Origin of the sequence: Variovorax brevis (assembly GCF_030317105.1) — a bacterium.
Lineage (GTDB): Bacteria > Pseudomonadota > Gammaproteobacteria > Burkholderiales > Burkholderiaceae_C > Variovorax > Variovorax brevis.
Genome location: NZ_JASZYG010000005.1, coordinates 619337 through 644990 on the forward strand (window position 1 = coordinate 619337; position 25654 = coordinate 644990).

Below are 25654 nucleotides of genomic sequence, written 5' to 3' on the forward strand. Positions count from 1 at the left end.
TTCTACATGCCCATGACGGGCAACGATGCACGGACGACTGCTCGCGAAACGACGGGAATTGCCGCTTGGCTCCAGTTGCAATGGCAATACGCTCGCGCAGAACGCGATCGTTCTGCCCGAGGGCTAGCTCGTCAGCCGGAGTGGGGGCGCATGGATGGGCGCAAGCCTGATTTGACGTCGATGTGCCGTCGTTCGGACGGCTGGGAACGCAACTGTGACGCGCTCGGAGGCTGGTTCAATGGGCAGCGCAACCGGCTTGGTCAGCCAGTGCAGCACCATTTGAATCAGCATCATCAACACAAGGGACTCGCTTCGATCCGCCGGCAGATGGGAGTCTGCCGACTGGGTATTCCGTTATTCGGTGTTTCGTGGGCGTCGGCTTGACTTGTGCGCTGGATCTGCCACTTTGCGCTTGAGCGCGGGGTTTGCAGAATCATCGCCAAAGCGGCATCGACCTCACAGCGCAGTTGGCCCGGTGCTCTAAACTTCTGTGTTTAATCAAGCACTTACCAAGACGCGCTGGTGAAAAACATTATAGGTGCGAAGCGCAAGCCCGCGACTCATGGCAGACCCGCAGCCGAAACGGTCAAATTCGTGACCGTGGACGAAGAATCGGCCGGCCAGCGTCTCGATAATTACCTTTTCCGCCACCTCAAGGGCGTTCCCAAGACACATGTCTACCGGATCATCCGATCGGGGGAGGTGCGCGTGAACAAGGGGCGCGCGCAAGCCGAAACGCGTATCGAGGCCGGCGACCTCATCCGCCTGCCGCCGATGCGCACGTCCGAAACGGCGGCGAATGCGCAGGCCAAGCCGGCTGCACCGGCGCCCGCACGCGAGTACGCCTTGCTTCACGAAGACGACGCGTTGATCGCCATCGACAAGCCGGCAGGCATTGCCGTGCACGGAGGAAGCGGCGTGAGCTTTGGCGTGATCGAGCAATTGCGCGCGGCGCGGCCGACCGCACGATTCCTGGAACTGGTGCACCGGCTGGACCGCGAAACCTCCGGAATCCTGCTTGTGGCCAAAAAGCGCAGCGCGCTCACGCACCTGCAGGACCAGTTCCGCGAGCGCGAAACCGGCAAGACCTATCTTGCGCTGGTGCTTGGCGAATGGCCCGCCAACAAGAAGGTGCTGGACGCTCCCCTGGCCAGGTATCTCCTGCCGGGTGCCGACGGCGCCCCCGGCGAGGGCGAGCGGCGCGTGCGCGTCGTGCCCAGGGATCATCCCGACGCAATGCGCGCAGTCACCCTCGTCAAGGTTCTGGCGCGCGTGACGCTTCCGGGCGAGGAGGCCCCGTTTTCTCTCCTGGCGGTCACCATCAAGACTGGCCGCACCCATCAGATCCGCGTGCACCTGGCATCGGCAGGGCATCCCATCGCCGGTGACGAAAAGTACGGCGAATTCGCGCGCAACCGCCTTTTGCAAAGGGTCGGCCTCAAGCGGATGTTCCTCCACGCATGGCGGCTTCAATTCAATCACCCGGCCACAGCCGAGCGCATGGCGCTCCAGGCCGATTTGCCTCCCGACCTCGCAGGCGTGCTGCCTGCCACGTTGCTTGCCGAGCTTTCCAAGCCAGAGAAATGACTGATTCCACTTCCCGCCGTTTCGACCTCATCGCCTTCGACTGGGACGGCACGCTCTACGACTCGACGAAGATCATCGTGCGCAGCATCCAGGCGGCCGTCGTCGATGTGGGCGGTGCCCGGCCGAGCGATCGCGACGCAGCCTGGGTCATCGGTCTGGGCCTGGCAGAGGCCTTGGCCAAGGCCGCGCCGGACGTTCCGCGCGAGAAATATTCCGAACTGGGCGCCCGATATCGCTTTCACTACGCGCGGCATCACGGCGACCTGACGCTGTTCGACGGCGTCCTTTCCCTGCTCGACAGCTTGCGAGACCGGGGCCACAAGCTGGCCGTGGCCACCGGCAAGTCGCGATCTGGCCTCAACGCCGCCCTGGCCACGGTCGCGCTGCATGGCCGCTTCGATGCTTCGCGCACGGCAGATGAAACCTATGGAAAGCCGCACCCGCGCATGCTCCTCGAATTGATGGAAGAGCAGGGCGTGACGCCGGAGCGCACTTTGATGATCGGGGACACAACCCACGACCTGCAGCTGGCCATCAATGCCGGCTGTGCCAGCGTTGCCGTGAGTTACGGCGCGCACGAGTCGGAGAACTTTGACGCATTGGCCCCCCTCTACATCGCCCATTCGGTGGAAGGGTTGCAGGCATGGTTGTTGCAAAACGGCTGAAATCCCCATCTTTCGTGATGAAAGTACATGAGCGAATGCATTCCCCTTTGCAACGCGGCTGACCTCGTCGAGGGTGGCAGGGCTGTGTCCTTCGATGTAGTCCACGGCGGGGAGAGTTGCCGCGCCTTCGCCATCCGCTTCGAGGGCGCGCCCCATGCGTTCCTCAACCGGTGCAGCCATGTGGCCATGGAACTGGATTTCCAGCCGGACCGTTTTTTCGACGACACCGGCCAGTGGCTTCTGTGCGCCACACATGGGGCGGTCTACAAGCCCGACACCGGGGAATGCGCCGGTGGCCCGTGCCGCGGAGGGCTGGTCAAGATCGCCCTGAGCGAACGTGACGGCGTTGTCCACTGGCATACTGACTGGAACTTGAAGCCTTTGGTTTTCTGACATGACCGACCCGATCCGCACGGAACCAGAAGGTTTCGAACCCTTTGAACAACCGCCCCCAGCGCCCGGCCGCAGCACGCCCCGAGGTGAGGCCGCGCTGTCCGCCGGCTGGGAGCGCGCGACGCTCGAAAAGCTCGCCTTTGCGTCGCTCAATGAGCAGAAGGCCGCCCGGCGCTGGAAGATCGGCATGCGCCTGGCTTGGCTCGTGTTTTTCATTGCGCTGGTCTGGCTGGGTTTCTCTCGTGCGACGCCCACCTCCGCCAAATCTTCGCCGCATACCGCCGTGGTCGAAATCAAGGGCGAAATTGCGTACGGAGCCGACGCCAGCGCCGAGTTCATCACGGCGGCCATGAAGGCGGCCCTGGAGGACGACGGGTCCAAGGCCCTGGTGCTGCTGATCAATTCTCCCGGCGGCAGTCCGGTGCAGGCCGGCATCATTGCCGACGAGATCAAGCGCATGCGCGCAAAGTACAACAAGCCGGTCTACGCGGTGGTTGAGGAATCCTGCGCCTCGGCGGCTTATTACATCGCCGCGGCTGCAGACCAGATCTTTGTCGACAAGGCCAGCCTGGTCGGCAGCATCGGCGTCCTGATGGATGGCTTTGGGTTCACCGGCATCATGGAAAAGGCCGGCGTCGAGCGGCGCCTGCTCACGGCCGGCGAGAACAAGGGCTTCCTGGACCCGTTCAGTCCGATGTCGGACGCGCAGAAGGCGCACGCCCAGGCGATGCTCGACCAGATTCACCAGCAGTTCATCGGCGTGGTCAAGGCGGGCCGCGGGGATCGCCTCAAGGTGCAAACGCCTGGCTTGTTCAGTGGCCTGTTCTGGACGGGGCAGCAGGCCGTTGAGCTGGGTCTGGCCGATCAGTTGGGCAGCGTCGACTTCGTGGCGCGCGAGATCGTCAAGGCCGAAGAACTCATCGACTACACGCGACGTGACAACGTGGCCGAGCGTCTGGCCAAGCGCTTTGGCGCGGCCTTTGCCCAAGCCACGTGGAGCGCCGTGCGCTCTGGGCCCGCCCTGCGCTAAGTGCGCTAAGGCCCGCTTCTCTCGACCGACCCGGTTCCTGCGCGACCGGCGGAAAAGGCCAATGCCGCCGCAAAGGCGACGACAAGATAAAGCGCCGCCGTCAATGAACTGACTTTGGCGACAAAGCCGATCACTGGCGGTCCACACATGAATCCCAGGTACGCGGCCGCTGCGACGGCGGCAATGCCGCGCGCAGGCTCCACGCCCGGCTGGCGCGCCGCGGCGGAAAACAGCACCGGAACAACGTTGGCAAATCCGACGCCAACGCCCGCAAACCCTGCCAGGGCAACCCACGGCGTCGATGTGAGCAGCACCAGCGCCATGGATGCGGCCGCCAGGAGTGCACTGGCGCGAAGCAAAGTCGCTGGATCAAAGCGGGCGCGCAGGGCGTCTCCCGCAAACCGGGCCGCTGCCATGGCCGCTGAAAAACTCGCATACGCCAGCGCTGCCTGCTCCTGCGGGCTGTCGAGTTCCTGCTGCAGGTACAGAACGCTCCAGTCATAAATGGCGCCTTCCGCAATCAGCCCCAAGGCGGCGAGGATGCCCAGCACAACGAGTGCGCCGCGCGGCAACTGAAAGGCGGCCTCGGCGTCAGCGGACCGTGTCATGTGGCTGGGAAGCATCAGCCGCGTGGCCCAGGCGATCGCCAACGCGTTCGCGAGGGCGACCCACAGGAGGTGTTGTCCCGGTGGCATGCCCGCGGCAAGTGCCGCACCGCCCGTCGTGGCGCCGGCCATGCCGCCCAGGCTGAACATGCCGTGCATGCCACTCATCAGCGGCTTGGCGCTCAAGGCTTCGAGCTGCGCTGCGTCGGTGTTGATGGCGACGTCGAACACGCTGGTCACGACGCCGAAAACCGCAAGCAGGGCAAGGAGCGCCCCATACCCCGGCATGGCGATCAGGCCCGCCAGCAGCAACGCGTAGACGGTGCCACAAGCGCCAGCGGCGCCGCGGGCGCCATGGCGGCCGATCCAGCGGCTGGCCTGCGTCAGCCCCGCAAGAGCGCCAATGCCGGCGGCCAGCATGGCCAACCCGAGTTGGGCCTCGTCGATCCCGTAGTGCGCCTTGACGGTCGGAATGTGCACGCCCCACGTCGCGAAGATGAAGCCCGAACAGAAAAACTGCGTGCGGGTGGCCCAGCGGGCCGACGCGGGTGCTGGCGCGGCGTTCGGGCCCAAGGTCAGCGCCCGATCGCGAAGACGGCGGGCAAGCGGTCGTGCGCCGGCGTGGGCTGGCTGCGCCACGCCTTGACGGTCAGGCAACGCACGCTCGCATCGGGCAGCGTGATCCCCCGCGCCACGGACATGCGCGTGTTGTGCTGCAAGTTTTGCATCAGGGCCTGAAAGATGGCGGCGTTGCGATACGGCGTCTCGATGAACAGCTGCGTTTGTCCCGTGCGCAGCGCCAGTGCCTCCAGTTCGCGGATGCGCCGCGTGCGGTCCTGCGCGTCTTGCGGCAGATAGCCCACGAATGCGAAGTTCTGGCCATTGAGACCGCTTGCCGCGAGCGCCAGCAGAAGGGAAACGGGGCCGCTCAGCGGGACGACGGTCAATCCCAGTTCGTGCGCTGCCTTCACCACGGAGGAGCCGGGATCGGCCACGGCCGGCATGCCCGCCTCGCTCAAGAGCCCGACATCGTGCCCTTCAAGGGCGGGCGCCAGGAGCGGCCGCGCATCGAATTGCCCTGCGTGATCGCCTTTCTTGTGGACCTCTCGTGGCAATTCCTGAAACTGCTGGGCTTGCAGCGGCGCCGCCAATGGCACCAGCGCCTCGATGCGCTTGAGATAGGCGCGCGCTGACTTGGCGTTCTCGCAGATCCAGTGCGTCAGGGCTGCGGCCGCCCGAAGCGTGCCCAGCGGCACCGTCTCGTCCACGGGGGTCTGCGCGTCGCACCCAAAATCGAGCGGAGCGGGCACCAGGTACAGCTTGCCGTGAGCGCTCACAGCAACTCCACACCGGCCGCCCGCAACATGTTGCACGTGCGAATCAAGGGAAGGCCGACCAATGCCGTGGGGTCGTCGCTGTCGATGGCTTCCAGCAGCGCGATGCCCATGCCCTCGCTCTTGGCGCTTCCGGCGCAGTCGTAGGGCTGCTCGGCCTGAAGGTAAGTCTCGATGGCCGCATCGCTCAAATTGCGAAACACGACGCGCACCGGTGCCAGATCGCGCTGCTGAAAGCCTGTGGCGTGGCAGACGACGGCGACGGCGGTCTGGAAAATGAGCGTCTGGCCACTCATGTGGCGCAGCTGCGCAGTGGCGCGCTCATGGTTGCCCGGCTTGCCGAGCGCTTCGCCCCGCAAATCGGCGACCTGGTCCGAGCCGATCACCACGGCGTCGGGAAATTCGCGCGCCACGGCCTCGGCCTTGGCGAGCGCCAGCCGCTCGGCCAGCGCTTGGGGCGTTTCACCCTCCAGTGCTGTTTCATCGACACCGGGCGATTGCACCTCGAAGGGAAAACGCAGGCGAGAAAGCAGTTCGCGCCGGTACCGGGAGGTCGACGCCAGAATCACAGTCCTTTTTTGCATGTGCCGATTGTGTGGGATGACAGCGCAAGCGGATTAGACTGAGCGGATGAAGAGAGAATTCGCACCCGCACGGCTGGACGTCGCCGGGTTTGCCGAGGCCGGGGCAAGCTTGTCGGCTGAAGATGTGCTGGGTCACTTCCCGCGACTGGCCGCCGAGGCGGTCGAGCCCGATGGTGATGCGCGCGTGCAATGGACGGCGGTCGGCGAGCAGCGCAAAGACTCCGCTGGCGGCGCGCAGCCGTGGCTCCATCTGGAAGCTGAAACCTCGGTCCCGCTGGTTTGCCAGCGCTGCCTGCTGCCGGTTCAGACACCCCTGTACGTCGACCGGTGGTTCCGTTTTGCGCCGGACGAAGACACCGCCGCGGCGCAGGACGAGGAGTCAGACGAAGACGTTCTGGTGGTCAGCAGGGATTTCGACCTGCATGCCCTGATCGAGGACGAACTGCTCATGGAAATTCCAGTGACGCCCCGCCACGATGAGTGCCCGGAGGAGGTTCCGCTGTCGGCAGTCGACCCCGACTTCGACCAGGCCGAGAAAGAGCGCCCCAATCCCTTCGCCGCGCTGGCCAAACTGCGCGACGGCAAGGCGGAGTAGGGGGCTGGCGTGCTTGGCGACAGTTGCGCTATAATCGTGGGCTTCGCGCGTGCCATGCCGCTTTGCCTTGAGTTCGAACAACTGAATTGTTCGGGCATTGGCGAGAAGGGAATTGACAGGCAATCCTTTGCCGCACGCCCGCCCTCCAACCTAACCGAATTTCAGGAGCCAGCATGGCCGTTCAACAAAACAAGAAGTCGCCGTCCAAGCGCGGTATGCATCGTTCGCACAACGCGCTGGATGTGCCCGGCATCGCCGTCGAGCCCACCACCGGCGAAACGCATCTGCGTCACCACATCAGCCCCACCGGCTTCTATCGCGGCCGCAAGGTGCTCAAGACCAAGTCTGAAGCCTGATCGCCGTTTTTCACGCCAAGGCCCGAAGCTACTTTTGCCGTAGCGTCGGGCCTTTGTTTTGATGGCTACGACTTCCGCATTCAATTCCGCCCCCTCGTCTGCAATCACGCTGGCCGTTGATTGCATGGGTGGCGACCATGGCCCCGGCATCACGCTGCCGGCTTGCCGCGCCTTTCTCGAGCGCCACCCGCAGGCTTCTTTGCTGCTCGTCGGCGCGCCCGCGGCGCTGGAGGGCTTCTCGCATCCGCGTGCCCGCGTCGTGCCGGCCAGTGAGGTCGTCGGCATGGATGACCCCATCGAAATTGCTCTTCGCAAGAAGAAGGATTCGTCGATGCGCGTGGCCATCCAGCAGGTCAAGGATGGCGCCGCACAGGCGGCGGTGTCTGCTGGCAACACGGGCGCGCTGATGGCGATTGCCCGGTATTTGCTCAAGACGCTGGACGGCATCGACCGGCCGGCCATTGCGCCCCAACTGCCCAACGTCAAGGGCGCGGCCACCACCGTGCTCGACCTGGGTGCCAACGTCGATTGCGACGCCGAGGATCTGCTTCAATTTGCCGTACTGGGCTCTGCGCTGGTTTCGGCGCTTACCGGCAATGAATCGCCATCCGTCGGTTTGCTCAATATTGGTGAAGAAGCGATCAAGGGCAGCGAAACGATCAAAAAGGCCTCCGTACTGCTTCGAACGGCTGCCAATTCGCAAGACCTGAATTTCTACGGGAATGTCGAGGGCAACGACATTTTCAAGGGAACGACCGACATCGTCGTGTGCGACGGTTTCGTGGGCAACGTGGCACTCAAGGCCAGCGAAGGCGTTGCCTCGATGATCGGGGAATTCATTCGGTTCGAGTTTTCGCGCAGCATTTTCACGAAACTTGCTGCCATCGCGGCCTATCCTGTTCTCAAATCCTTCAAAAACCGCTTGGATCACCGCCGCTACAACGGCGCTGCGCTGCTCGGTTTGCGCGGGCTGGTGTTCAAGAGCCACGGTTCGGCTGACGACGTCGCGTTCGGCTATGCGCTGGATCGCGCTTATGATGCCGCTCGCAACAATTTGCTCGACCGAGTTCGGGCCCGCATCGCGCACGCTGCACCGCTTCTTGCGCGCAAAGAATCCGCGGCGCCGGCCGAAAAGGCAGCGCTTCAAGTTTGATGTCCTCCTATTCACGCATTACCGGGACCGGCAGTTACCTGCCGCCGCGCCGGGTTACCAACGACGACCTCGCCCGCGAACTTGCAGGGCGCGGCATCGAAACCTCCGACCAATGGATCGTGGAGCGCACGGGTATTCGCGCGCGTCACTTCGCGGCGCCCGAAGTCACCAGCAGCGACTTGGGTTTCGAGGCGGCGCGTCATGCGCTGGAGGCCGCAGGCCGCACGGCCAGCGACGTGGACCTCATCATCGTCGCGACGTCGACGCCTGACATGGTGTTTCCGTCCTCTGCAGCGATCCTGCAAAACAAGCTGGGCATCGCCGGGTGTCCGGCGTTCGACGTGCAAGCCGTTTGCAGTGGCTTCGTCTACGCACTGACGGTGGCGGACGCCATGATTCGCACCGGCACGGCAAAGTGCGCGCTGGTCGTCGGTGCCGAAGTCTTTTCCCGAATCCTTGATTTCAACGATCGCACGACCTGCGTTCTTTTCGGAGACGGCGCCGGCGCGGTGGTGCTCGAGGCGAGCGAAACGCCGGGCATCCTGGCGAGCGATCTGCACGCCGATGGCAAGCACGTCGGCATCCTGTGTGTCCCCGGCCAGGTGTCGGGCGGCCAGGTGCTCGGTACGCCACTGCTGCACATGGATGGTCAAGCGGTGTTCAAGCTGGCGGTGCGCGTCCTCGAAGAAGCCGCGCGGGCCACGCTGGCCAAGGCCGGCAAAGCCGATACAGACATTGACTGGCTCATTCCGCACCAAGCCAACATCCGCATCATGGAAGGCACGGCCAAAAAGCTCAAGCTGCCGCGCGAGAAGCTGATCGTGACGGTGCACGAGCACGGCAACACCTCGGCGGCGTCCATTCCGCTCGCACTCGATGACGCAGTGCGCAGCGGCAAGGTCAAGAAGAACGACACCGTCATGCTCGAAGGTGTTGGCGGCGGCTTTACCTGGGGCGCCGTCCTGTTGAATATGTAATGCAGGTAGCGCGCGGCGCCCGCGAGACCGGCGCCGCACGTTGCTGGAGACAAGATCAATGAAATCGTTTGCGTTCGTTTTTCCCGGTCAGGGTTCGCAGGCTGTCGGCATGCTCGACGCCTGGGGTGACCATCCTGCTGTGCTTGAAGCGCTTGCCGAGGCATCGGATGCCTTGGGCGAAGACGTGGCCAAGCTCATCAAGGAAGGCCCCAAGGAAAGCCTGGCCCTCACCACCAACACGCAGCCAGTGATGCTGGTCGCGGGCGTGGCCGCATGGCGCGCGTGGTTGGCTGAAGGTGGCGCCAAGCCCTCCGTCGTCGCGGGACATTCGCTGGGCGAATACTCCGCGCTGGTTGCTTCCGGCGTGCTCACCTTGACACAGGCTGCGCCTCTGGTTCGTTTTCGCGCGCAAGCCATGCAGCAGGCGGTCCCGGTCGGGACGGGCGCCATGGCTGCCATCCTCGGCATGGAGGCGTCCAAAGTCATCGCTGGATGCGCAGAGGCCACGGCCACGTTTGGCGCAGGCTCTGCGGAAGTCGTGGAAGCAGTCAATTTCAACGATCCCCTGCAGACGGTCATTGCCGGCAGCAAGGCCGCCGTCGACAAGGCCTGCGAAGTGCTGAAGGCCAACGGCGCGAAGCGGGCGCTCCCGCTGCCGGTGTCGGCGCCATTCCATTCCAGCCTGATGAAGCCGGCCGCCGAAGCCCTTCGTGGCAAGCTGGCAGACGTCGCCTTCGCTGCGCCGCAAATCCCTGTCGTCAACAACATCGACGTGAGCGTCGAAACCGATGCGGATCGCATTCGCGATGCGCTGGTGCGCCAGGCCGCCGGTCCGGTGCGTTGGGTCGAAACAGTGCAGGCACTGAAGGCCCGCGGCGTTGAAGCTGTGATTGAATGTGGTCCGGGCAAGGTTCTGGCCGGCATGGCCAAGCGCATCGCGCCCGATATGGCATCGACCAGCGTCTTTGATCCTGCCTCGCTTGCCGAAGCCCGAACACTGCTTGCCTGAAACAATGAACACGCTCCCATTCGAAGGTCAGGTTGCCCTCGTCACTGGCGCCACGCGCGGCATCGGCGCGGCGATTGCGCACGAACTCGCGCACCACGGCCTGAAGGTGATCGGCACCGGCACGACGGCTGAAGGCGCCGCAAAGATCACTGCCGCGTTGGCGCCCTATGGCGGCCAAGGGCGTGCGCTGGACGTCAACGACTTGGGCGCCACCGATGCTTTCATCGACGCCATCGTCAAGGAATTCGGCGCCCTGCACGTGCTGGTGAACAACGCCGGCATCACGCGCGACACGCTCGCCATGCGCCTGAAGGACGAAGACTGGGACGCCGTCATCGACACCAATCTGAAGGCCGTATTCCGTCTCTCGCGTGCGGTCATTCGCCCGATGATGAAGCAGCGCTACGGCCGCATCATCAGCATCACGAGCGTCGTGGGTGCTTCCGGCAATCCGGGGCAGGCCAACTACGCAGCGGCAAAAGCCGGCGTGGCGGGCATGACGCGCGCCTTGGCACGAGAATTGGGCAGCCGCAACATCACCGTCAACTGCGTGGCACCCGGATTCATCGAAACCGACATGACCGCGTCGCTGCCCGAGGCGCAGCAACAGGCCCTGTTGTCGCAGATTCCGCTGGGTCACCTCGGCAAGCCGGCCGACATTGCGCACGCGGTTGCCTACCTGGCGTCGCCTCACGCGGCCTATGTGACGGGGCAGGAATTGCACGTCAATGGCGGCATGTACATGTAGGCGGCAAGCAGCCTTCACCTTTTCCAAGCGGCTGACTGGGCAAAACATCACGCCCGGCCGGCTAAAATCCACCGATTACTTACAACCCTCAGAGGGAACCAAATGAGCGATATCGAAGCACGTGTCAAGAAAATCATCGCCGAGCAGCTCGGCGTGGAAGAGTCCCAAGTCACCAACGAAAAGGCTTTCGTGGCTGACCTCGGCGCGGACTCGCTCGACACGGTCGAACTGGTGATGGCGCTCGAAGACGAATTCGGCATCGAGATCCCGGACGAAGACGCCGAAAAGATCACCACGGTGCAAAACGCCGTCGACTACGCCACCAAGAATCAAAAGGCCTGATCGGCCGCGCTGAATCCGTTCGGCACGCGGCGAATTGAAGCCAGCGCGCCGCACAGCGGAATGCAGTTCTCCCAGAAAGGTTTGCCGGCATGACCAAACGCCGCGTCGTTGTGACTGGGCTCGGTTGCCTGGCTCCTGTCGGAAATTCCGTCACGGAAGCCTGGGCCAACCTGTTGGCCGGTAAGTCGGGCATCGACACCATCCAGAGTTTCGACGCCAGTGCCTTCGCCTGCCATTTCGCGGGCGAGGTCAAGGGCTTCGACATCACCCAATACATTCCCGAGAAGGAAGCGCGTCACATGGACCGCTTCATCCATCTCGGGCTGGCCGCTGCCATCCAGGCGGTGCAGGACAGTGGCTTGCCCACTGGCGACGCACTCGCGCCGGAGCAGGCAGTGCGCATCGGCTGCAACATCGGCTCGGGCATCGGCGGTTTGCCGATGATCGAGCAGACGCACACGGAACTCGTCAACCGCGGTCCGCGTCGCGTGTCGCCATTCTTCGTGCCCGCGTCGATCATCAACATGATCTCGGGCCACGTGTCGATCAAGTTCGGTTTCAAGGGACCGAACATCGCGGTCGTCACGGCCTGCACCACGGGTCTCCACGCCATTGGCGTCTCGGCACGCATGATCGAATACGGTGATGCAGACGTCATGATCGCCGGCGGCGCCGAGTCGACCGTCTCGCCGCTTGGCATCGGCGGCTTCGCGGCGGCCCGTGCATTGAGCACCCGCAACGACGATCCCAAGACGGCTTCGCGCCCCTGGGATAAGGACCGCGACGGCTTCGTGCTGGGCGAGGGCGGCGGCGTGATGGTGCTCGAGGAGTACGAGCACGCCAAGGCCCGCGGCGCCAAGATCTACGCCGAGGTCGCAGGCTTCGGCATGTCGGGCGACGCGTACCACATGACGGCACCCGACGTGGACGGCCCGCGCCGCTCCATGGCGAGCGCGCTGGCCAACGCCGGCGTCAACGCCGATCAGGTGAACTACGTCAACGCGCACGGCACGTCCACGCCGCTGGGCGACCTGAACGAGACCAACGCCATCAAGCTGGCGTTCGGTGACCAGGCCAAAAAGATGGTTGTCAACTCGACCAAGTCGATGACCGGCCACTTGCTGGGCGGTGCCGGTGGCATCGAGTCGGTGTTCACCGTGCTGGCGCTTCATCACCAGAAGAGCCCGCCGACCATCAACATCTTCAACCAGGATCCGGAGTGCGATCTCGACTACTGCGCCAACGAGGCGCGCGATCTCAAGATCGATGTCGCGGTCAAGAACAACTTCGGGTTCGGGGGCACCAACGGCACGCTGGTGTTCAAGCGCGCTTGATTCCGCTCTTTCCATGCACAACGCCCCATCGGTGACCTATCCGGTGGGGCGTTCGCGCAATGCGATCCGCCTCGTGCTGGGGCTGTGGCTTCTGGGCGCGTGCGGCGTTTGCGCGTGGTGCTGGGGTCAATCAGCGATGACCGCTGACGCTTGGTGTAAGCCGGCGGCGCTGCTCGGTGCGCTGATGATGGCTGCATGGGGCGCCTGGCGTTCTGTGCGTCTTGGCGAGGGCCTCAGCCTTCATTGGGATGGCCAGCACTGGTCAGCCGAGGCTGGCGCATCGCTGCGAGCCGCCCGCGCGACCGTTCACCTCGATTTCCAGTCTCTCATGCTGGTGCGCCTTGCCGAGCCCGACCGGAATTCAGTCTGGGTGTGGCTTGAACGCGCCGCCATGCCGCAGCGCTGGCTGGACGTTCGCAGGGCGCTGCACGCGCAGGTGTCGATGTCGGAGACCGGTCAGGGCATCGAGGCCACCAACTCCGCGGGCCGCATGGACTCGGCGTCGGTACCATGAGCGAAACCTCGCCTCCTGTGCCGCCCTTGCCTGCGGACGCCACGGCGCCCAAGCCCGGCGACGCCGATTTCCTGCTCGTCCAGCGCACCGTCGCCGGCGACCAGAAGGCCTACGAACTGCTGGTCATCAAGTACCAGCGCCGTATCGAGCGCCTCATCGGGCGCATGGTGCGCGACGTCGACCTGGTCGAAGACATTGCGCAGGAGACCTTCATCCGCGCCTACCGGGCGCTCCACCAGTTCCGCGGCGAGGCGCAGTTCTACACCTGGCTCTACCGCATCGCGGTCAATACGGCCAAGAAGGCACTGGTCGACATGAAGCGCGATCCCACCGTGTCCGAAGCCGCTCTTCGATCAAGCGATGACGAAGATGAAACTTACCGGCCGGGAAACGAACCAACGAGCGACGAAACCCCCGATTCAGTCCTGGCCGCGAAAGAAATCGCAGCGGCAGTGAATGCGGCGATGGACGCGTTGCCCGCGGAACTGCGGCAGGCGGTCACGCTGCGCGAGATCGAAGGGTTGAGCTACGAAGAGATTGCCGAGGTCATGAATTGCCCGATCGGCACGGTGCGCTCGCGTATTTTCCGGGCGCGTGAGGCCATTTCGGCCCGGGTCAAACCGCTCCTGGACAACCAGTCCGGCAAGCGATGGTAAGCAGGTGAATGAAATGAACGACACAGACAATTTGCGCGAGCGGGTTTCTGCATTGGTGGATGGCGATCTTCAGGGCGACGAGTTCGCCCGGGTGGTCGACGATATTTGCACGCGCGACGAGTTGCTCAGCACGTGGCGTACCTACCATCTGGTGGGCGACGTGCTGCGTTCGGGAAGTCATGAGACCTGCCGCGATTCGGTGGCTTTCGTGGCCGGTTTTCAGAAGCGCCTGGCGGCCGAGGCGGTCACGCCCCCCAGCAAAGCGATCGCGCCGGCCGTGGTGCAGCCCATCCGTGGCCGCGCTGAAGCGGCGAATGAACCGGTCTTCCGGTGGAAGCTGGTCGCAGGCGCGGCATCGCTGGCGGCCGTCGCCGCCATTGGCTGGAACCTGGTCAGCGGGGCAGGGCAGGCGCCTGTCGGCGCCGTGATCGCAACAGCACCTGGCAACACCACGGCAACACGCGTCGTGGTGGCCGGCGAACAGCCCCAGCTCATGCTGCGCGACCCGCGCCTTGACGCGCTTCTGGAGGCACACCAGCAAGCAGGCGGTGGATCGCAGATGCCTTCGGGCTTCCTGCGCAACGCCACTTTCGAAGGCCCGGCGCGCTGAGCGCGGAGAACGACGACGCATGAAGAACTGGACGCGAAATCCCGTGCATGCTCTTGTGCCGGCAATGGCGGCACTTTGCATGGCGCATCTCGCGAGTGCCCAGACGCCGGCGACGGGAAATCCCGTCAAGCCGCTCGCAGCTCCCTCATCGGATGAATCGGCTTCGCGAAGCGTGGTCGAATGGCTGCAACGCATGCACACGGCGTCGCGGCAGCATTCCTACATCGGTACCTTTGTCGTCTCCGTGGCGGCGGGCAGCCTGTCGAGCGCACGCATCTGGCATGCGTGCGAGGGCGATCTGCAGATCGAGCGTGTGGAAGCCCTGTCGGGTCCGCCGCGCTCTACCTTTCGTCGCAACGACCAAGTCTTGACCTTCCTCCCCGACCAGCGCGTCGTCAAGAGCGAGAAGCGAGAGAATCTCGAGCTCTTTCCCAATCTGCTGGGCATGCCGGACTCGTCCATCGCGGACTACTACACCGCGCGTGTCGTCGGCAAGGGACGCGTGGCGGGCTTCGACACCGACGTCGTTCAACTCATGCCGCGCGATGCGATGCGCTTTGGCTACCGCATCTGGACGGAAAAACAAACAGGCCTGCTCACCAAGCTGCAGACGATCGACAGCGAAGGGCGCGTCGTCGAACAGTCGGCTTTCTCGGAGCTCCAACTGGACGCACCAGTGAAGGTGCAGGCCCTCTCGCAGATGATGGGCAGCACCATGGGCTTCCGCATGGAAAAGCCGGATGTCGAGCGCACGACGGCGGCTGCCGAAGGCTGGACCCTCAAGAACGCGGTGCCGGGTTTCAAGCCGATCAGCTGCTACCGCCGTGCGATGGGCGCGCCCACCGCTCCGCAGCGCACCCTGCAATGGACCTTTTCGGATGGCCTCGCGACCGTGTCGCTCTTTGTCGAGCCCTACGATGCTCAGCGTGGCCAGAAGGAAGCGTTGCTGGCGATGGGCGCCACCAACACCCTCACCAAGCGCTTGGCTGACAACTCCGGCGAGTGGTGGCTGACTGTGGTTGGCGAAGTGCCCCCCCAGACGCTTGAGGCGTTCGCGCAAAATATTGCACGCGTTGCACGCTGAACAGAACCAATCCGCCGAATGGCGTTCTACTTGCCCGTCCTGTTTCCGCTTTTTCCAATGAAAGTTATTTCAATGATGTTCAAAGCCGAAGGGAAAACGCTTCGTTCCTGCCTCATGGCGGTCATGCTCGGACTGACCGCGACCCTGGGCTTCGCGCCCGTGACGCCGGTGTCGGCGCAAACGCGCGCGTTGCCCGACTTCACCGATCTCGTTGACCAGGTCGGACCTTCCGTCGTCAACATCCGGACCATCGAAAAGGTTTCCCAACGCGGCAACCCCGAGATGGACGAGGAGATGCAGGAATTCTTCCGGCGCTTCTTCGGCCAGCCGATGCCCGGCGTACCGCGCCAGGGTCCGCGTCCCAACCGTCCGCAGCAGCCGCAGGAAGAAGAGCGCCCGCGCGGCGTGGGCTCGGGCTTCATCCTCACCGGCGACGGCTATGTGATGACCAATGCGCACGTGGTCGAAGACGCCTCGGAAGTGCTGGTCACGCTCACTGACAAGCGGGAATTCAAGGCCAAGATCGTCGGCGCCGACAAGCGCACCGACGTGGCCGTGGTCAAGATCGACGCCACCGGCTTGCCGGCGGTGAAGGTCGGCGACATCTCCAAGCTGCGCGTGGGCGAGTGGGTCATGGCCATCGGCTCGCCCTTCGGGCTCGAGAACACCGTGACGGCCGGCATCGTGAGCGCCAAGGGGCGCGACACGGGCGACTACCTGCCCTTCATTCAGACCGACGTGGCCATCAACCCCGGCAACTCGGGCGGCCCGCTCATCAACATGCGCGGCGAAGTCGTCGGCATCAACAGCCAGATCTACTCGCGCTCGGGTGGCTTCATGGGCATCTCCTTCTCGATCCCGATCGACGAGGCCATTCGCGTGAGCGAACAGCTTCGCACCACCGGCCGCGTTTCGCGCGGGCGCATCGGCGTGCAGATCGACCAGGTCACGAAGGACGTTGCCGAATCCATTGGCCTGGGCAAGGCGCAGGGCGCATTGGTGCGAAGCGTCGAGGCCGGATCGCCTGGCGAGAAGGCCGGCATCGAGGCCGGCGACATCATCACCAAGTTCGACGGCAAGTCGATTGAAAAGCCCAGCGACCTGCCGCGCCTGGTGGGCAACACCAAGCCCGGCACGAAGAGCACGGTGACGGTGTTCCGCCGCGGCAACTCGCGCGACCTCAACGTGACCATCGCGGAGATCGAGCCCGACAAGCCCACGAAGGTGGCCGAGCGCGAAGAGCCGTCGGCCAAGCCCTCGTCATCCGCCGCAGCGAAGTCCCTCGGCCTGGCTGTGAGCGACCTGAGCGAAGCGCAGCGGCGCGAGCTCAAGCTGAAGGGCGGCGTGAAGGTGGATTCCGCCGCAGACGCCGCCGCACGGGCCGGCTTGCGCGAGGGCGACGTGATCCTCGCCGTCGGCAACATCGAGATCGCGAACCTGAAGGAATTCGACAGCGCGGTCGCCAAGGCCGACAAGTCCAAGCCCATCAGCGTGTTGTTCCGGCGTGCGGATTGGGCCCAGTATGCGTTGATCCGACCCACACGCTGAGATCGGATTCCCGTCAAGTGGCCCCACCCCGCAGTCGGGTTTGGGGCCACTTTTTTGATGAAATTCCGACGCTTGGCGTCTACCTTCAAAAAAATATTCCCTCACAACTTTGGCCCAAGTTTGTGGGCAACTACTAACTTAAAAGGTGGCTAATGACACTTTTCAGTAGAATACGGGGGTTGCCCCGCAGGTCCTGCGCATAAAGCGGACAAGCTTGTTCACGATGCGAGATGGCGTGTGACAGTCCACCGGCGCTCCACAGATCGCCCACAAGTTGTCCAGAAAACGCTCCCCACAAATTGTTGATAAGCTGTTGATAAGATCATGTTGCTGACCTGCAACGAGCCTTTCGGACCGTCCTTGCGGCTGTACGCGCCCCCCTTTTTGCCTACAATGAAGTTCCAACTACTGCAGTTGCCATTGCTTGTTGGTTCAGGGCGCGTCTCTAGAGGACGCGCCCTTTTTTCTTGCCCACGACACTCGTGTGCGCGAGCCAATTCAAGTACTTAAGCGTTCCCGTTGATGAATCACATCAGAAATTTTTCGATCATTGCGCACATCGACCACGGCAAGTCGACGCTTGCTGATCGCTTGATCCAGCGCTGTGGTGGCCTTGCAGACCGCGAGATGGAAGCGCAGGTTCTCGACTCGATGGACATCGAGAAAGAGCGTGGGATAACCATCAAGGCACAGACCGCTGCGCTGCACTACAAGGCACTCGATGGCAAGGTCTACAACCTCAATCTGATCGACACACCGGGACACGTTGACTTCTCTTATGAAGTGAGTCGCTCGCTCTCTGCATGCGAAGGCGCATTGCTTGTTGTCGATGCATCGCAAGGTGTTGAAGCACAGACAGTTGCCAACTGCTACACCGCACTCGACCTCGGTGTTGAAGTGGTGCCCGTGCTCAACAAGATGGACCTGCCGCAAGCAGACCCCGACAACGCGAAGGCCGAGATCGAAGACGTGATCGGCATCGATGCGAGTGATGCGATTCCATGCTCGGCAAAGACCGGCATGGGCATCGACGAAATTCTCGAAGCCGTGGTCGCGAAGGTGCCGCCGCCCAAGGGCAATCCTGATGCCGCGTTGCGCGCGATGATCATCGACAGCTGGTTCGACTCGTACGTCGGTGTCGTGATGCTCGTGCGCGTGGTCGATGGCCGACTCGCGAAGGGCGAGCGCATCAAGATGATGGCGACGGGCGCGACTTACAACGCCGACAACCTCGGTGTCTTCACGCCGAACAACGAGCCGCGCGATTCGCTCGAAGCGGGCGAGGTCGGCTACATCATCGCGGGCATCAAGGAGCTGCAGGCTGCCAAGGTTGGCGACACGGTCACGCTCATCAAGGGCGGCAGCGGTGGCGCTGCGTTCACCGCAACCGAAGCGCTGCCGGGCTTCAAGGAAATCCAGCCGCAGGTGTTCGCGGGCCTGTACCCGACGGAAGCCAGCGAGTACGACGCGCTGCGCGACGCGCTCGAAAAGCTCAAGCTCAACGACGCCTCGCTGCACTATGAGCCCGAAGTGAGCCAGGCGCTGGGCTTCGGCTTTCGCTGCGGCTTCCTCGGCCTGCTGCACATGGAGATCGTGCAGGAGCGCCTGGAGCGCGAATTCGACCAGGACCTCATCACCACCGCGCCGAGTGTGGTGTACCAGGTCGTCAAGAGCGACGGCGAAGTGATGATGGTGGAAAACCCGTCGAAGATGCCCGACGTCGGCCGCATGGCCGAGATCCGCGAGCCCATCGTCACGGTGCACCTGTACATGCCGCAGGAATACGTGGGCGCCGTGATGACGCTCGCCAACCAGAAGCGCGGCGTGCAGATGAACATGGCCTATCACGGCCGCCAGGTCATGCTGACCTACGAAATGCCGCTCGGCGAAATCGTGCTCGACTTCTTCGACAAGCTGAAGTCGGTGAGTCGCGGATACGCGTCGATGGACTACGAGTTCAAGGAATACCGCGCGTCCGACGTCGTCAAGGTCGACATCCTGCTCAACGGAGAGAAGGTCGACGCGCTCTCGATCATCGTGCACCGCACCCAGTCGCAGTTCCGCGGACGCGCCGTCGTGTCCAAGATGCGCGAGATCATTTCGAGACAAATGTTCGACGTTGCCATCCAGGCGGCCATCGGGGTCAACATCATTGCGCGTGAGACAATCAAGGCACTTCGCAAGAACGTTCTTGCCAAGTGTTACGGCGGTGACATCACCCGCAAGAAGAAGCTGCTCGAAAAGCAGAAGGCCGGCAAGAAGCGAATGAAGCAGATCGGCTCCGTCGAGGTGCCGCAAGAAGCCTTCCTCGCCATCTTGCAAGTCGAAGACTAAGAAGAATGCCCTTTCTCACCTCCATCATCCTCGCGGCTTTTGCCGGCTACATCGGCGCCTGGTACTTCGGTGCCGTTGAAGGCAACTTCTCCCTCCTGCTGTTCCTGGCCACGGTCGTGACCGGTGTCTACTGGCTGGCAGAGCGCTTCTATTTCCTGCCGCGTCGTCGGCGTGCGGCCGAGTCGCTCGACTCGTCTTTGGCGCAGCGCAAGGAAGAACTCGCAAAGCAGGGCATCACGCAAGTGGACCGCGTGGACACCAAAGCGCGCGAGCGCCTGCTCATGCAGCCGTGGTGGCTCGACTGGACCGCAGGCCTTTTCCCCGTGATCCTGGCCGTGTTCCTGTTGCGCTCCTTCCTCTTCGAGCCCTTCAAGATTCCCTCGGGCTCGATGATGCCGACGCTGCTCACGGGCGACCTGATCCTGGTCAACAAGTTCACCTACGGCCTGCGCCTGCCGGTCATCAACACCAAGCTCACGGACGGCACGCCGCCTGCGGCCGGTGACGTGATGGTGTTCCGCTATCCGCCCAAGCCCAGCATGGACTACATCAAGCGTGTGGTCGGCGTGCCGGGCGACGAGGTGGCGTACCTCAACAAGAAGCTCACCGTCAACGGCAAGCCCGTCAACAAGACGGCCGTGCCCGACTACTTCGACGAGGAGACGATGCGCTACCTCAAGCAGTACGACGAAACCCTGGGCACCAAGGAACACAAACTTCTTAATGACGACACGCGCCGTGCTGGTTTGTCCGAGGTCGAGATCATGTCGTTCCCAAATCGTGACAATTGCCGTTACAGTGTTGAAGGCGTGGTCTGCAAGGTGCCCGCGGGTCACTACTTCATGATGGGTGACAACCGCGACAACTCGCTGGACTCACGCTATTGGGGGTTCGTTCCAGATCAGAACATCGTCGGCAAGGCGTTTTTCATCTGGATGAACTTCGGCAATTTCAAACGGATCGGTCCGTTCCAATAAGCGTTATCAAAAGACGAGGGGCAGCAGGCACATGAGGGTAAATCGGTCGACTTTTGCATCGAGGCAGCGTGGCATTTCGTTCATCGGTTTGTTGTTCGTGGCGGTGGTTCTGGCTTGCGTCGGCGTTGTCGTCGCGCAGGTCATTCCGACGCTGATCGAATACCAGGCGATCGACAAGGCCGCCAACAAGGCCAAGGAGGGCAGCACGGTGCCTGAAGTGCGAGCCATCTTCGATCGGGCACAGGCCATCGACGATTTCCATTCGGTAAGCGGCAAGGACCTCGACGTGCAGAAGGTCGGCGACAAGGTTGTCGTCTCGTACGCGTACGAACGCCAGATCCACCTCTTTGGCCCGGCCTACCTGCTGCTGAAATACCAGGGTCAGTCGCGCTGAGCGATCAGCGTGGGAATCGGGCTGTGTCTGAAAGCGGAACTGCTGCGCTGCAAGCGCGTCTTCAACACAGCTTCGCGGATGCGCACCTTCTACAGCGCGCGCTGACGCACCGCAGCTTCGCGGCCGACCACAACGAGCGCCTGGAATTCCTGGGCGACTCGGTGCTGAACTTGGCCGTGTCGCATCTGTTGTACCGGCGTCTCTCGGAAATGCCCGAAGGCGACCTGTCGCGCGTGCGGGCCAACCTGGTCAAGCAGGACACCTTGCATCAGCTGGCGCTGAAGCTGCAACTGTCGCCGCTGTTGCGCCTGGGTGAAGGGGAGGCCCGTTCGGGTGGCCCCAACCGCCCGTCGATCCTGGCGGATGCGCTGGAGGCCGTCATCGGCGCCGTGTATCTGGACGCCGGTTATGCGGCCGCCGAGGCTTTGGTGCACCGACTTTTCGAGTCGGTCGAGATCAATCCGCGCATGGAAGCGGTCGCAAAAGACCCGAAGACCGAATTGCAGGAATGGCTTCAGGGTCACAAAATGAAGCTGCCGATCTACCGCGTGGCGGCCACCCTCGGCGCCGCGCACAAACAGACTTTCAATGTCGAATGCGAAGTGGCCGAATTCGGGCTGAGCGAGCGCGGCATTGGGGGATCGCGACGGGCTGGTGAGCAGGCTGCGGCCGCAGCCATGCTGATCCGGCTCAAAGCGCGAAATCAGGGAAAGAAATGAACAACGACGCCGACACCACGCATCCCATTCCGGAGATGCCCCCCATGCCCGGCGCGCGCCCCGGGGCTTCCGCGTCCGGAGAACCCGTGCCCGGCCGCCGCTGCGGCCTCGTCGCGATCGTCGGCAAGCCCAACGTCGGCAAGTCGACACTGCTCAACGCACTGGTCGGCCAGAAGATCAGCATCACCTCGCGCAAGGCGCAGACCACGCGCCACCGCATCACCGGCATGCGCACCGTCGCGCAGCCGGATGGCACCGGAACGCAGTTCGTCTTCGTCGACACGCCCGGTTTCCAGACACGCCATGCCAATGCGCTCAATCGTTCGCTGAACAAGACCGTGCTCGGCGCGGTGGCCGACGTCGACCTGATCCTGTTCGTGGTGGAGGCGGGCAGCTTCACGCCGGCCGATGCCAAGGTGCTGGGCCTGCTGGGCAAGGACATTCCGACGCTGCTCATCGCCAACAAGCTGGACAACGTGCATCGCCGCGGCGACATCGCACCCTGGCTGGCGACCATGAACAAGGAGCACGCGTTCACCGAGTTCGTGCCCATGTCGGCCAAGAACGCCAAGGACATCGAGCGCCTGCTCGGCATCTGCGAGAAGTACCTGCCCGAGCAGGACTGGTGGTACGCCGAAGACGAACTCACCGACCGCAGCGAGAAGTTCCTCGCCAGCGAAACAGTGCGCGAAAAACTCTTTCGCCTGACCGGCGACGAACTGCCCTACACCTCGACCGTCATCATCGACAGGTTCGAGGAAGAAGCGCCGAAGAAGAAGGGCCACAAGCGCCTGGTGAAAATCGCCGCCACCATCGTGGTCGAGCGCGACGGCCACAAGGCCATGGTCATCGGCGACAAGGGCGAGCGCATCAAGCGCATCGGCATGGAAACCCGCGTCGAACTCGAAAAGCTCATGGACGCCAAGGTGTTCATCGAGCTGTGGGTCAAGGTCCGCTCGGGCTGGGCGGACGACGAGGCACGCGTCAAGTCTTTCGGATACGAGTAAGGATGCGGCCCCAGCGGGCTTTGATGTGGCCACTCATCGCGTTTCCCACGAGCCAGCCTACGTATTGCATCGCTACGACTGGAGCGAATCCAGCCTGATCCTGGAGACCTTCACGCGGCACCACGGGCGCATTGCGCTGGTCGCCAAGGGCGCCAAGCGGCCCAGTTCCAACTTCAGGCCCGTGCTGCTGCCGCTGCAGCCCTTGCAGCTCAACTACGGCGGCGACGCCGAGATCCGAACGCTGAAGGGCGCCGAATGGATGGGCGGCCACGTGATGCCCACGGGTGACGCGCTGCTTTCGGGCTACTACCTCAACGAACTGCTCATGCGCCTGCTGGCGCGCGACGACCCGCATCAGGCGCTGTTCGACGCCTACGCCGGCGCCGTGGAGGTGCTGGCCACCGACCACGCCAGCGCGCAGAGCGCCGCCCAGACCGGTGCGCTGCGGGCTTTCGAGCTGATCCTGCTGCGCGAGATCGGCCTGCTGCCCAGCCTCGACGCCCAGACGTCGACACTGGCGCCGCTGCAGCCTGACGCCGCCTACGCGCTGGTGCCGGAGGCGGGACTGCGCGAGGCGGCCGACGACGAGACTTCACTGGCGGGCCACGAGTGGCTGGCGCTGCAAGCGGCGCTGGACGACCGGGCGCCGTTCACAACCACGCTGCGCAGCATCGCCACCATGAATCCCGGCGGAAACAGCGCCTTGCGCAACCAACTGCGGGTTCTGCTCAACTACCATTGCGGCGTATCCACCCTGCGCACGCGGCAGATGATGCGAGATCTGCAAGCCCTATGAGCACGTCACCCTCGACCACCCCTTCCTCCGGATCGCCAGCGGGCCACGGCACCGCCCTGTCCGTCAACCTCAACAAAGTGGCGCTGGTGCGCAACACGCGTCATCTGGGCATACCCAGCGTGCTGTTCGCGGCGGCCGTGTGCCTGGACGCGGGCGCCCGCGGCATCACCGTGCATCCACGGCCTGATGAGCGCCACATCCGCGGGCAGGACGTGCACGACCTGTCGGCGCTCCTGGCCAAGGACTGGCCGCGGGCCGAATTCAACATCGAAGGCAACCCGTTCCACAACCTCATGGATTTCCTGCGCGAGTTGCGTCCGCACCAAGCGACCTTCGTGCCCGATTCCGAGGGCCAGTTCACCAGCGACCACGGCTGGACCTTTCCTGAAGACGCCGAGCGGCTGCGCCCGGTCATCGCCGAAGCCAAGTCGCTCGGCGTCCGCGTGAGCCTGTTCATGGACCCGGACCCCAGCATGATGGCCGCTGCCAAGGCCGTGGGCGCCAACCGCGTGGAGCTCTACACCGAGGGCTACGCAGCGTCTCGCGGCACCTCGAAGGCGGACGCCGTGCTGCAGCTCTATGTCGAGTCCGCTTTGGCCGCACAGGCCGCCGGGCTGGAGGTCAACGCCGGCCACGACCTCAACCGCGACAACCTCACCGAATTCCTGCGGGCCACGCGCATCGTGCGCGAGGTGTCCATCGGCCACGCCTTCGTTGCCGACGCGCTGGAGCTGGGCTACGCCGCCACGACGCGCGACTACCTGCGCTGCATCAGCGAGGCGCAGTGATCTACGGCATCGGCACCGACATCTGCGACATCCGCCGCATTGCGGCCACGCTGGAGCGGCAGGGCGAGCGCTTCGCGAGCAAGGTGTTGAGCGATGCCGAGTTCGCCGTGTGGAAGGCGCGCAGCGCGCGTTGGCCCAAGCGCGGCACCCGCTACCTCGCCACCCGCTTTTCCGCCAAGGAAGCCTTCAGCAAGGCGATCGGCACGGGCATGATCACGCCGATGAGCTGGCGCCTGTGCGAGATTGCCAATGAGAAAAGCGGAAAGCCGGTGATCGTGCTGCATGGCCGCCTGAAGGACTGGTTCGAGGCCGAGGGCCTCAGCGCCCATGTCACCGTGACCGACGAAAGCGACTACGCCGCGAGCTTCGTCGTGGTCGAACGAAAAGAATGAAGCAAGACATCGTGCACGCCCCGCTCGTCATCGACGTTGCGGGCACCGAACTCACCCCGGCGGACCGCCGGCGCCTGGCCGACCCGCACGTCGGCGGCGTCATTCACTTTGCGCGCAATTGGCAAGACCGCGCGCAGATGACGGCGCTCAACCGCGAGATCAAGTCGCTGCGTCCGGACCTGCTGATCTGTGTGGACCACGAGGGCGGCCGGGTGCAACGCTTTCGCACTGACGGCATCACCCGCTTGCCCTCGATGGGATCGCTCGGCCAACTCTGGATGCGTGATCCGATGCGCGCCACGCAAGTGGCGACGAATGCCGGCTTCGTGCTGGCCAGCGAGTTGCGCGCCTGCGGCGTGGACTTCAGTTTCGCGCCGGTGCTGGACCTCGACCATGGCGGAAGCAGCGTGATCGGCGACCGGAGTTTTCATCGCGATCCGCGCGTGGTCGCATTGCTGGCCAAGAGCGTGATGCACGGCATGCTGCAGGGCGGCATGGCCAATTGCGGCAAGCACTTTCCCGGCCACGGCTTCGTCAAGGCCGACTCGCACGTGACCATTCCTATCGACAAGCGCAGCCTGAACGCCATCCTCGCCGACGATGCGCGGCCTTTCGAATGGCTGACCGGAACGCTCGCGGCCGTCATGCCGGCCCATGTGATCTATTCCAAAGTCGATGCGCGGCCGGCCGGCTTTTCCGACCGGTGGCTGCGTGAGATCCTGCGTACACGGCTGGGCTTTGACGGGGCCATATTCAGCGACGACCTGAGCATGGAGGCCGGTCGCTACATCGACGGGCAGTTGCTCAGCTACGCCGATGCCGCACTGGCGGCCCTGAAGGCCGGATGCGACCTGCCCATGCTGTGCAACCAGAGCATCGGCGAAGGCCGCCCGCTCGACGAACTGCTCGAAGGTTTCGGCGCCGCTGCCCGCGATGGGCGGTGGACGCCAGACCCCGCCAGCGAGCGCCGCCGCCGCGCCCTGATGCCCGACACGCCCGCGCCGTCGTGGGACGCATTGATCGACTCTCGCCGCTACCATGACGCGGTGCGAACGCTGACCGCATCCTGAGTGCGCACCGCGCGCCTTTGACGCAAAAGGCGCGCGCATCGAACTGCTGAAGG

29 protein-coding genes are annotated in these 25654 nt (G+C 63.9%); 26 read left to right on the forward strand and 3 right to left on the reverse strand.

Annotated features, from left to right (window positions below; genetic code table 11):
* Positions 1-522 precede the first annotated feature (522 nt).
* From QTI66_RS19220 to QTI66_RS19235, 4 genes are read left to right on the forward strand one after another with little or no spacing between them, the layout of a single operon-like run.
* The gene (locus QTI66_RS19220) at positions 523-1587 is read left to right on the forward strand and encodes an RluA family pseudouridine synthase (protein ID WP_286561427.1); all 1065 of its coding nucleotides are present in this window, start codon (positions 523-525) and stop codon (positions 1585-1587) included.
* On the forward strand, positions 1584-2252 hold the full coding sequence (locus QTI66_RS19225) for an HAD family hydrolase (protein WP_286561428.1): 669 nt from the start codon (positions 1584-1586) through the stop codon (positions 2250-2252). The genes QTI66_RS19220 and QTI66_RS19225 overlap by 4 nt, the downstream gene beginning before the upstream one ends.
* Positions 2253-2279: 27 nt before the next feature.
* Entirely contained in the window at positions 2280-2645 is a 366-nt protein-coding gene (locus QTI66_RS19230) for a Rieske (2Fe-2S) protein (protein ID WP_286561429.1), read from the forward strand.
* Between the two features lies 1 nt (position 2646).
* Positions 2647-3675, forward strand: coding sequence for a S49 family peptidase (locus QTI66_RS19235; protein WP_286561430.1), 1029 nt, complete (start codon positions 2647-2649; stop codon positions 3673-3675).
* A gap of 5 nt (positions 3676-3680) precedes the next feature.
* Here QTI66_RS19235 and QTI66_RS19240 read toward each other — a convergent pair whose 3' ends face one another.
* Genes QTI66_RS19240 through QTI66_RS19250 form a run of 3 tightly spaced genes read right to left on the reverse strand, consistent with a single transcriptional unit; the run spans position 3681 to position 6198 of the window.
* A complete protein-coding gene (locus QTI66_RS19240; RefSeq protein WP_286561431.1) occupies positions 3681-4853 on the reverse strand; it encodes an MFS transporter in 1173 nt (390 codons plus the stop codon).
* Between the two features lie 2 nt (positions 4854-4855).
* The gene (locus QTI66_RS19245; protein ID WP_286561432.1) at positions 4856-5617 is read right to left on the reverse strand and encodes an SAM-dependent methyltransferase; all 762 of its coding nucleotides are present in this window, start codon (positions 5615-5617) and stop codon (positions 4856-4858) included.
* Positions 5614-6198, reverse strand: coding sequence for a Maf family protein (locus QTI66_RS19250; RefSeq protein WP_286561433.1), 585 nt, complete (start codon positions 6196-6198; stop codon positions 5614-5616). Before QTI66_RS19250 ends, QTI66_RS19245 begins: the two co-directional genes overlap by 4 nt.
* 46 nt (positions 6199-6244) lie before the next feature.
* On the opposite strand from QTI66_RS19250, the gene QTI66_RS19255 reads away from it, so the two are divergent.
* The 22 genes from QTI66_RS19255 (at position 6245) to nagZ (ending at position 25601) form a co-directional block, all read left to right on the forward strand.
* Positions 6245-6793 carry a YceD family protein gene (locus QTI66_RS19255; RefSeq protein ID WP_286561434.1) on the forward strand — a complete coding sequence of 183 codons (549 nt, stop codon included), beginning with the start codon at positions 6245-6247 and terminating at the stop codon, positions 6791-6793.
* 173 nt (positions 6794-6966) lie between these two features.
* On the forward strand, positions 6967-7149 hold the full coding sequence (gene rpmF / locus QTI66_RS19260) for a 50S ribosomal protein L32 (protein ID WP_094479674.1): 183 nt from the start codon (positions 6967-6969) through the stop codon (positions 7147-7149).
* Between the two features lie 61 nt (positions 7150-7210).
* Positions 7211-8302, forward strand: a complete 1092-nt coding sequence (plsX, locus tag QTI66_RS19265; protein ID WP_286561435.1) for a phosphate acyltransferase PlsX — start codon at positions 7211-7213, stop codon at positions 8300-8302.
* A complete protein-coding gene (locus QTI66_RS19270) occupies positions 8302-9279 on the forward strand; it encodes a beta-ketoacyl-ACP synthase III (RefSeq protein WP_286561436.1) in 978 nt (325 codons plus the stop codon). The genes plsX and QTI66_RS19270 overlap by 1 nt, the downstream gene beginning before the upstream one ends.
* A gap of 58 nt (positions 9280-9337) precedes the next feature.
* Complete coding sequence (fabD, locus tag QTI66_RS19275) at positions 9338-10288, forward strand: ACP S-malonyltransferase (RefSeq protein ID WP_286561437.1); 951 nt, start codon at positions 9338-9340, stop codon at positions 10286-10288.
* 4 nt (positions 10289-10292) lie between these two features.
* Positions 10293-11036, forward strand: coding sequence for a 3-oxoacyl-ACP reductase FabG (gene fabG / locus QTI66_RS19280; protein ID WP_286561438.1), 744 nt, complete (start codon positions 10293-10295; stop codon positions 11034-11036).
* 102 nt (positions 11037-11138) lie between these two features.
* Positions 11139-11378, forward strand: coding sequence for an acyl carrier protein (acpP, locus tag QTI66_RS19285; protein ID WP_007830471.1), 240 nt, complete (start codon positions 11139-11141; stop codon positions 11376-11378).
* Between the two features lie 89 nt (positions 11379-11467).
* Positions 11468-12712 carry a beta-ketoacyl-ACP synthase II gene (gene fabF, locus QTI66_RS19290; RefSeq protein ID WP_286561439.1) on the forward strand — a complete coding sequence of 415 codons (1245 nt, stop codon included), beginning with the start codon at positions 11468-11470 and terminating at the stop codon, positions 12710-12712.
* Between the two features lie 13 nt (positions 12713-12725).
* On the forward strand, positions 12726-13226 hold the full coding sequence (locus QTI66_RS19295) for a hypothetical protein (RefSeq protein WP_286561440.1): 501 nt from the start codon (positions 12726-12728) through the stop codon (positions 13224-13226).
* Positions 13223-13882: an RNA polymerase sigma factor RpoE gene (gene rpoE, locus QTI66_RS19300; RefSeq protein WP_286561441.1), complete on the forward strand. Its 660-nt coding sequence runs from the start codon at positions 13223-13225 to the stop codon at positions 13880-13882. Before QTI66_RS19295 ends, rpoE begins: the two co-directional genes overlap by 4 nt.
* Positions 13883-13895: 13 nt before the next feature.
* Positions 13896-14492: a sigma-E factor negative regulatory protein gene (locus QTI66_RS19305; protein ID WP_286561442.1), complete on the forward strand. Its 597-nt coding sequence runs from the start codon at positions 13896-13898 to the stop codon at positions 14490-14492.
* Between the two features lie 19 nt (positions 14493-14511).
* A complete protein-coding gene (locus QTI66_RS19310; RefSeq protein ID WP_286561443.1) occupies positions 14512-15576 on the forward strand; it encodes a MucB/RseB C-terminal domain-containing protein in 1065 nt (354 codons plus the stop codon).
* A 72-nt stretch (positions 15577-15648) separates the two neighbouring features.
* Entirely contained in the window at positions 15649-17124 is a 1476-nt protein-coding gene (locus QTI66_RS19315) for a DegQ family serine endoprotease (protein ID WP_286561444.1), read from the forward strand.
* 522 nt (positions 17125-17646) lie between these two features.
* Positions 17647-19458, forward strand: a complete 1812-nt coding sequence (gene lepA, locus QTI66_RS19320) for a translation elongation factor 4 (RefSeq protein WP_286561445.1) — start codon at positions 17647-17649, stop codon at positions 19456-19458.
* Positions 19459-19463: 5 nt separating this feature from the next.
* Positions 19464-20435: a signal peptidase I gene (gene lepB, locus QTI66_RS19325; RefSeq protein ID WP_286561446.1), complete on the forward strand. Its 972-nt coding sequence runs from the start codon at positions 19464-19466 to the stop codon at positions 20433-20435.
* Positions 20436-20466: 31 nt separating this feature from the next.
* A complete protein-coding gene (locus tag QTI66_RS19330; protein ID WP_286561447.1) occupies positions 20467-20829 on the forward strand; it encodes a DUF4845 domain-containing protein in 363 nt (120 codons plus the stop codon).
* A gap of 23 nt (positions 20830-20852) precedes the next feature.
* The gene (rnc, locus tag QTI66_RS19335; RefSeq protein ID WP_286561448.1) at positions 20853-21548 is read left to right on the forward strand and encodes a ribonuclease III; all 696 of its coding nucleotides are present in this window, start codon (positions 20853-20855) and stop codon (positions 21546-21548) included.
* A gap of 44 nt (positions 21549-21592) precedes the next feature.
* Positions 21593-22555 (forward strand): GTPase Era, encoded by a 963-nt coding sequence (gene era, locus QTI66_RS19340; protein ID WP_286561521.1) that lies wholly within the window; start codon positions 21593-21595, stop codon positions 22553-22555.
* A 25-nt stretch (positions 22556-22580) separates the two neighbouring features.
* Complete coding sequence (recO, locus tag QTI66_RS19345; protein WP_286561449.1) at positions 22581-23351, forward strand: DNA repair protein RecO; 771 nt, start codon at positions 22581-22583, stop codon at positions 23349-23351.
* On the forward strand, positions 23348-24139 hold the full coding sequence (locus tag QTI66_RS19350; RefSeq protein WP_286561450.1) for a pyridoxine 5'-phosphate synthase: 792 nt from the start codon (positions 23348-23350) through the stop codon (positions 24137-24139). Before recO ends, QTI66_RS19350 begins: the two co-directional genes overlap by 4 nt.
* Entirely contained in the window at positions 24136-24531 is a 396-nt protein-coding gene (gene acpS, locus QTI66_RS19355; protein WP_286561451.1) for a holo-ACP synthase, read from the forward strand. Before QTI66_RS19350 ends, acpS begins: the two co-directional genes overlap by 4 nt.
* The gene (gene nagZ, locus QTI66_RS19360; RefSeq protein ID WP_286561452.1) at positions 24528-25601 is read left to right on the forward strand and encodes a beta-N-acetylhexosaminidase; all 1074 of its coding nucleotides are present in this window, start codon (positions 24528-24530) and stop codon (positions 25599-25601) included. Before acpS ends, nagZ begins: the two co-directional genes overlap by 4 nt.
* The last annotated feature ends 53 nt before the right edge of the window (positions 25602-25654 follow it).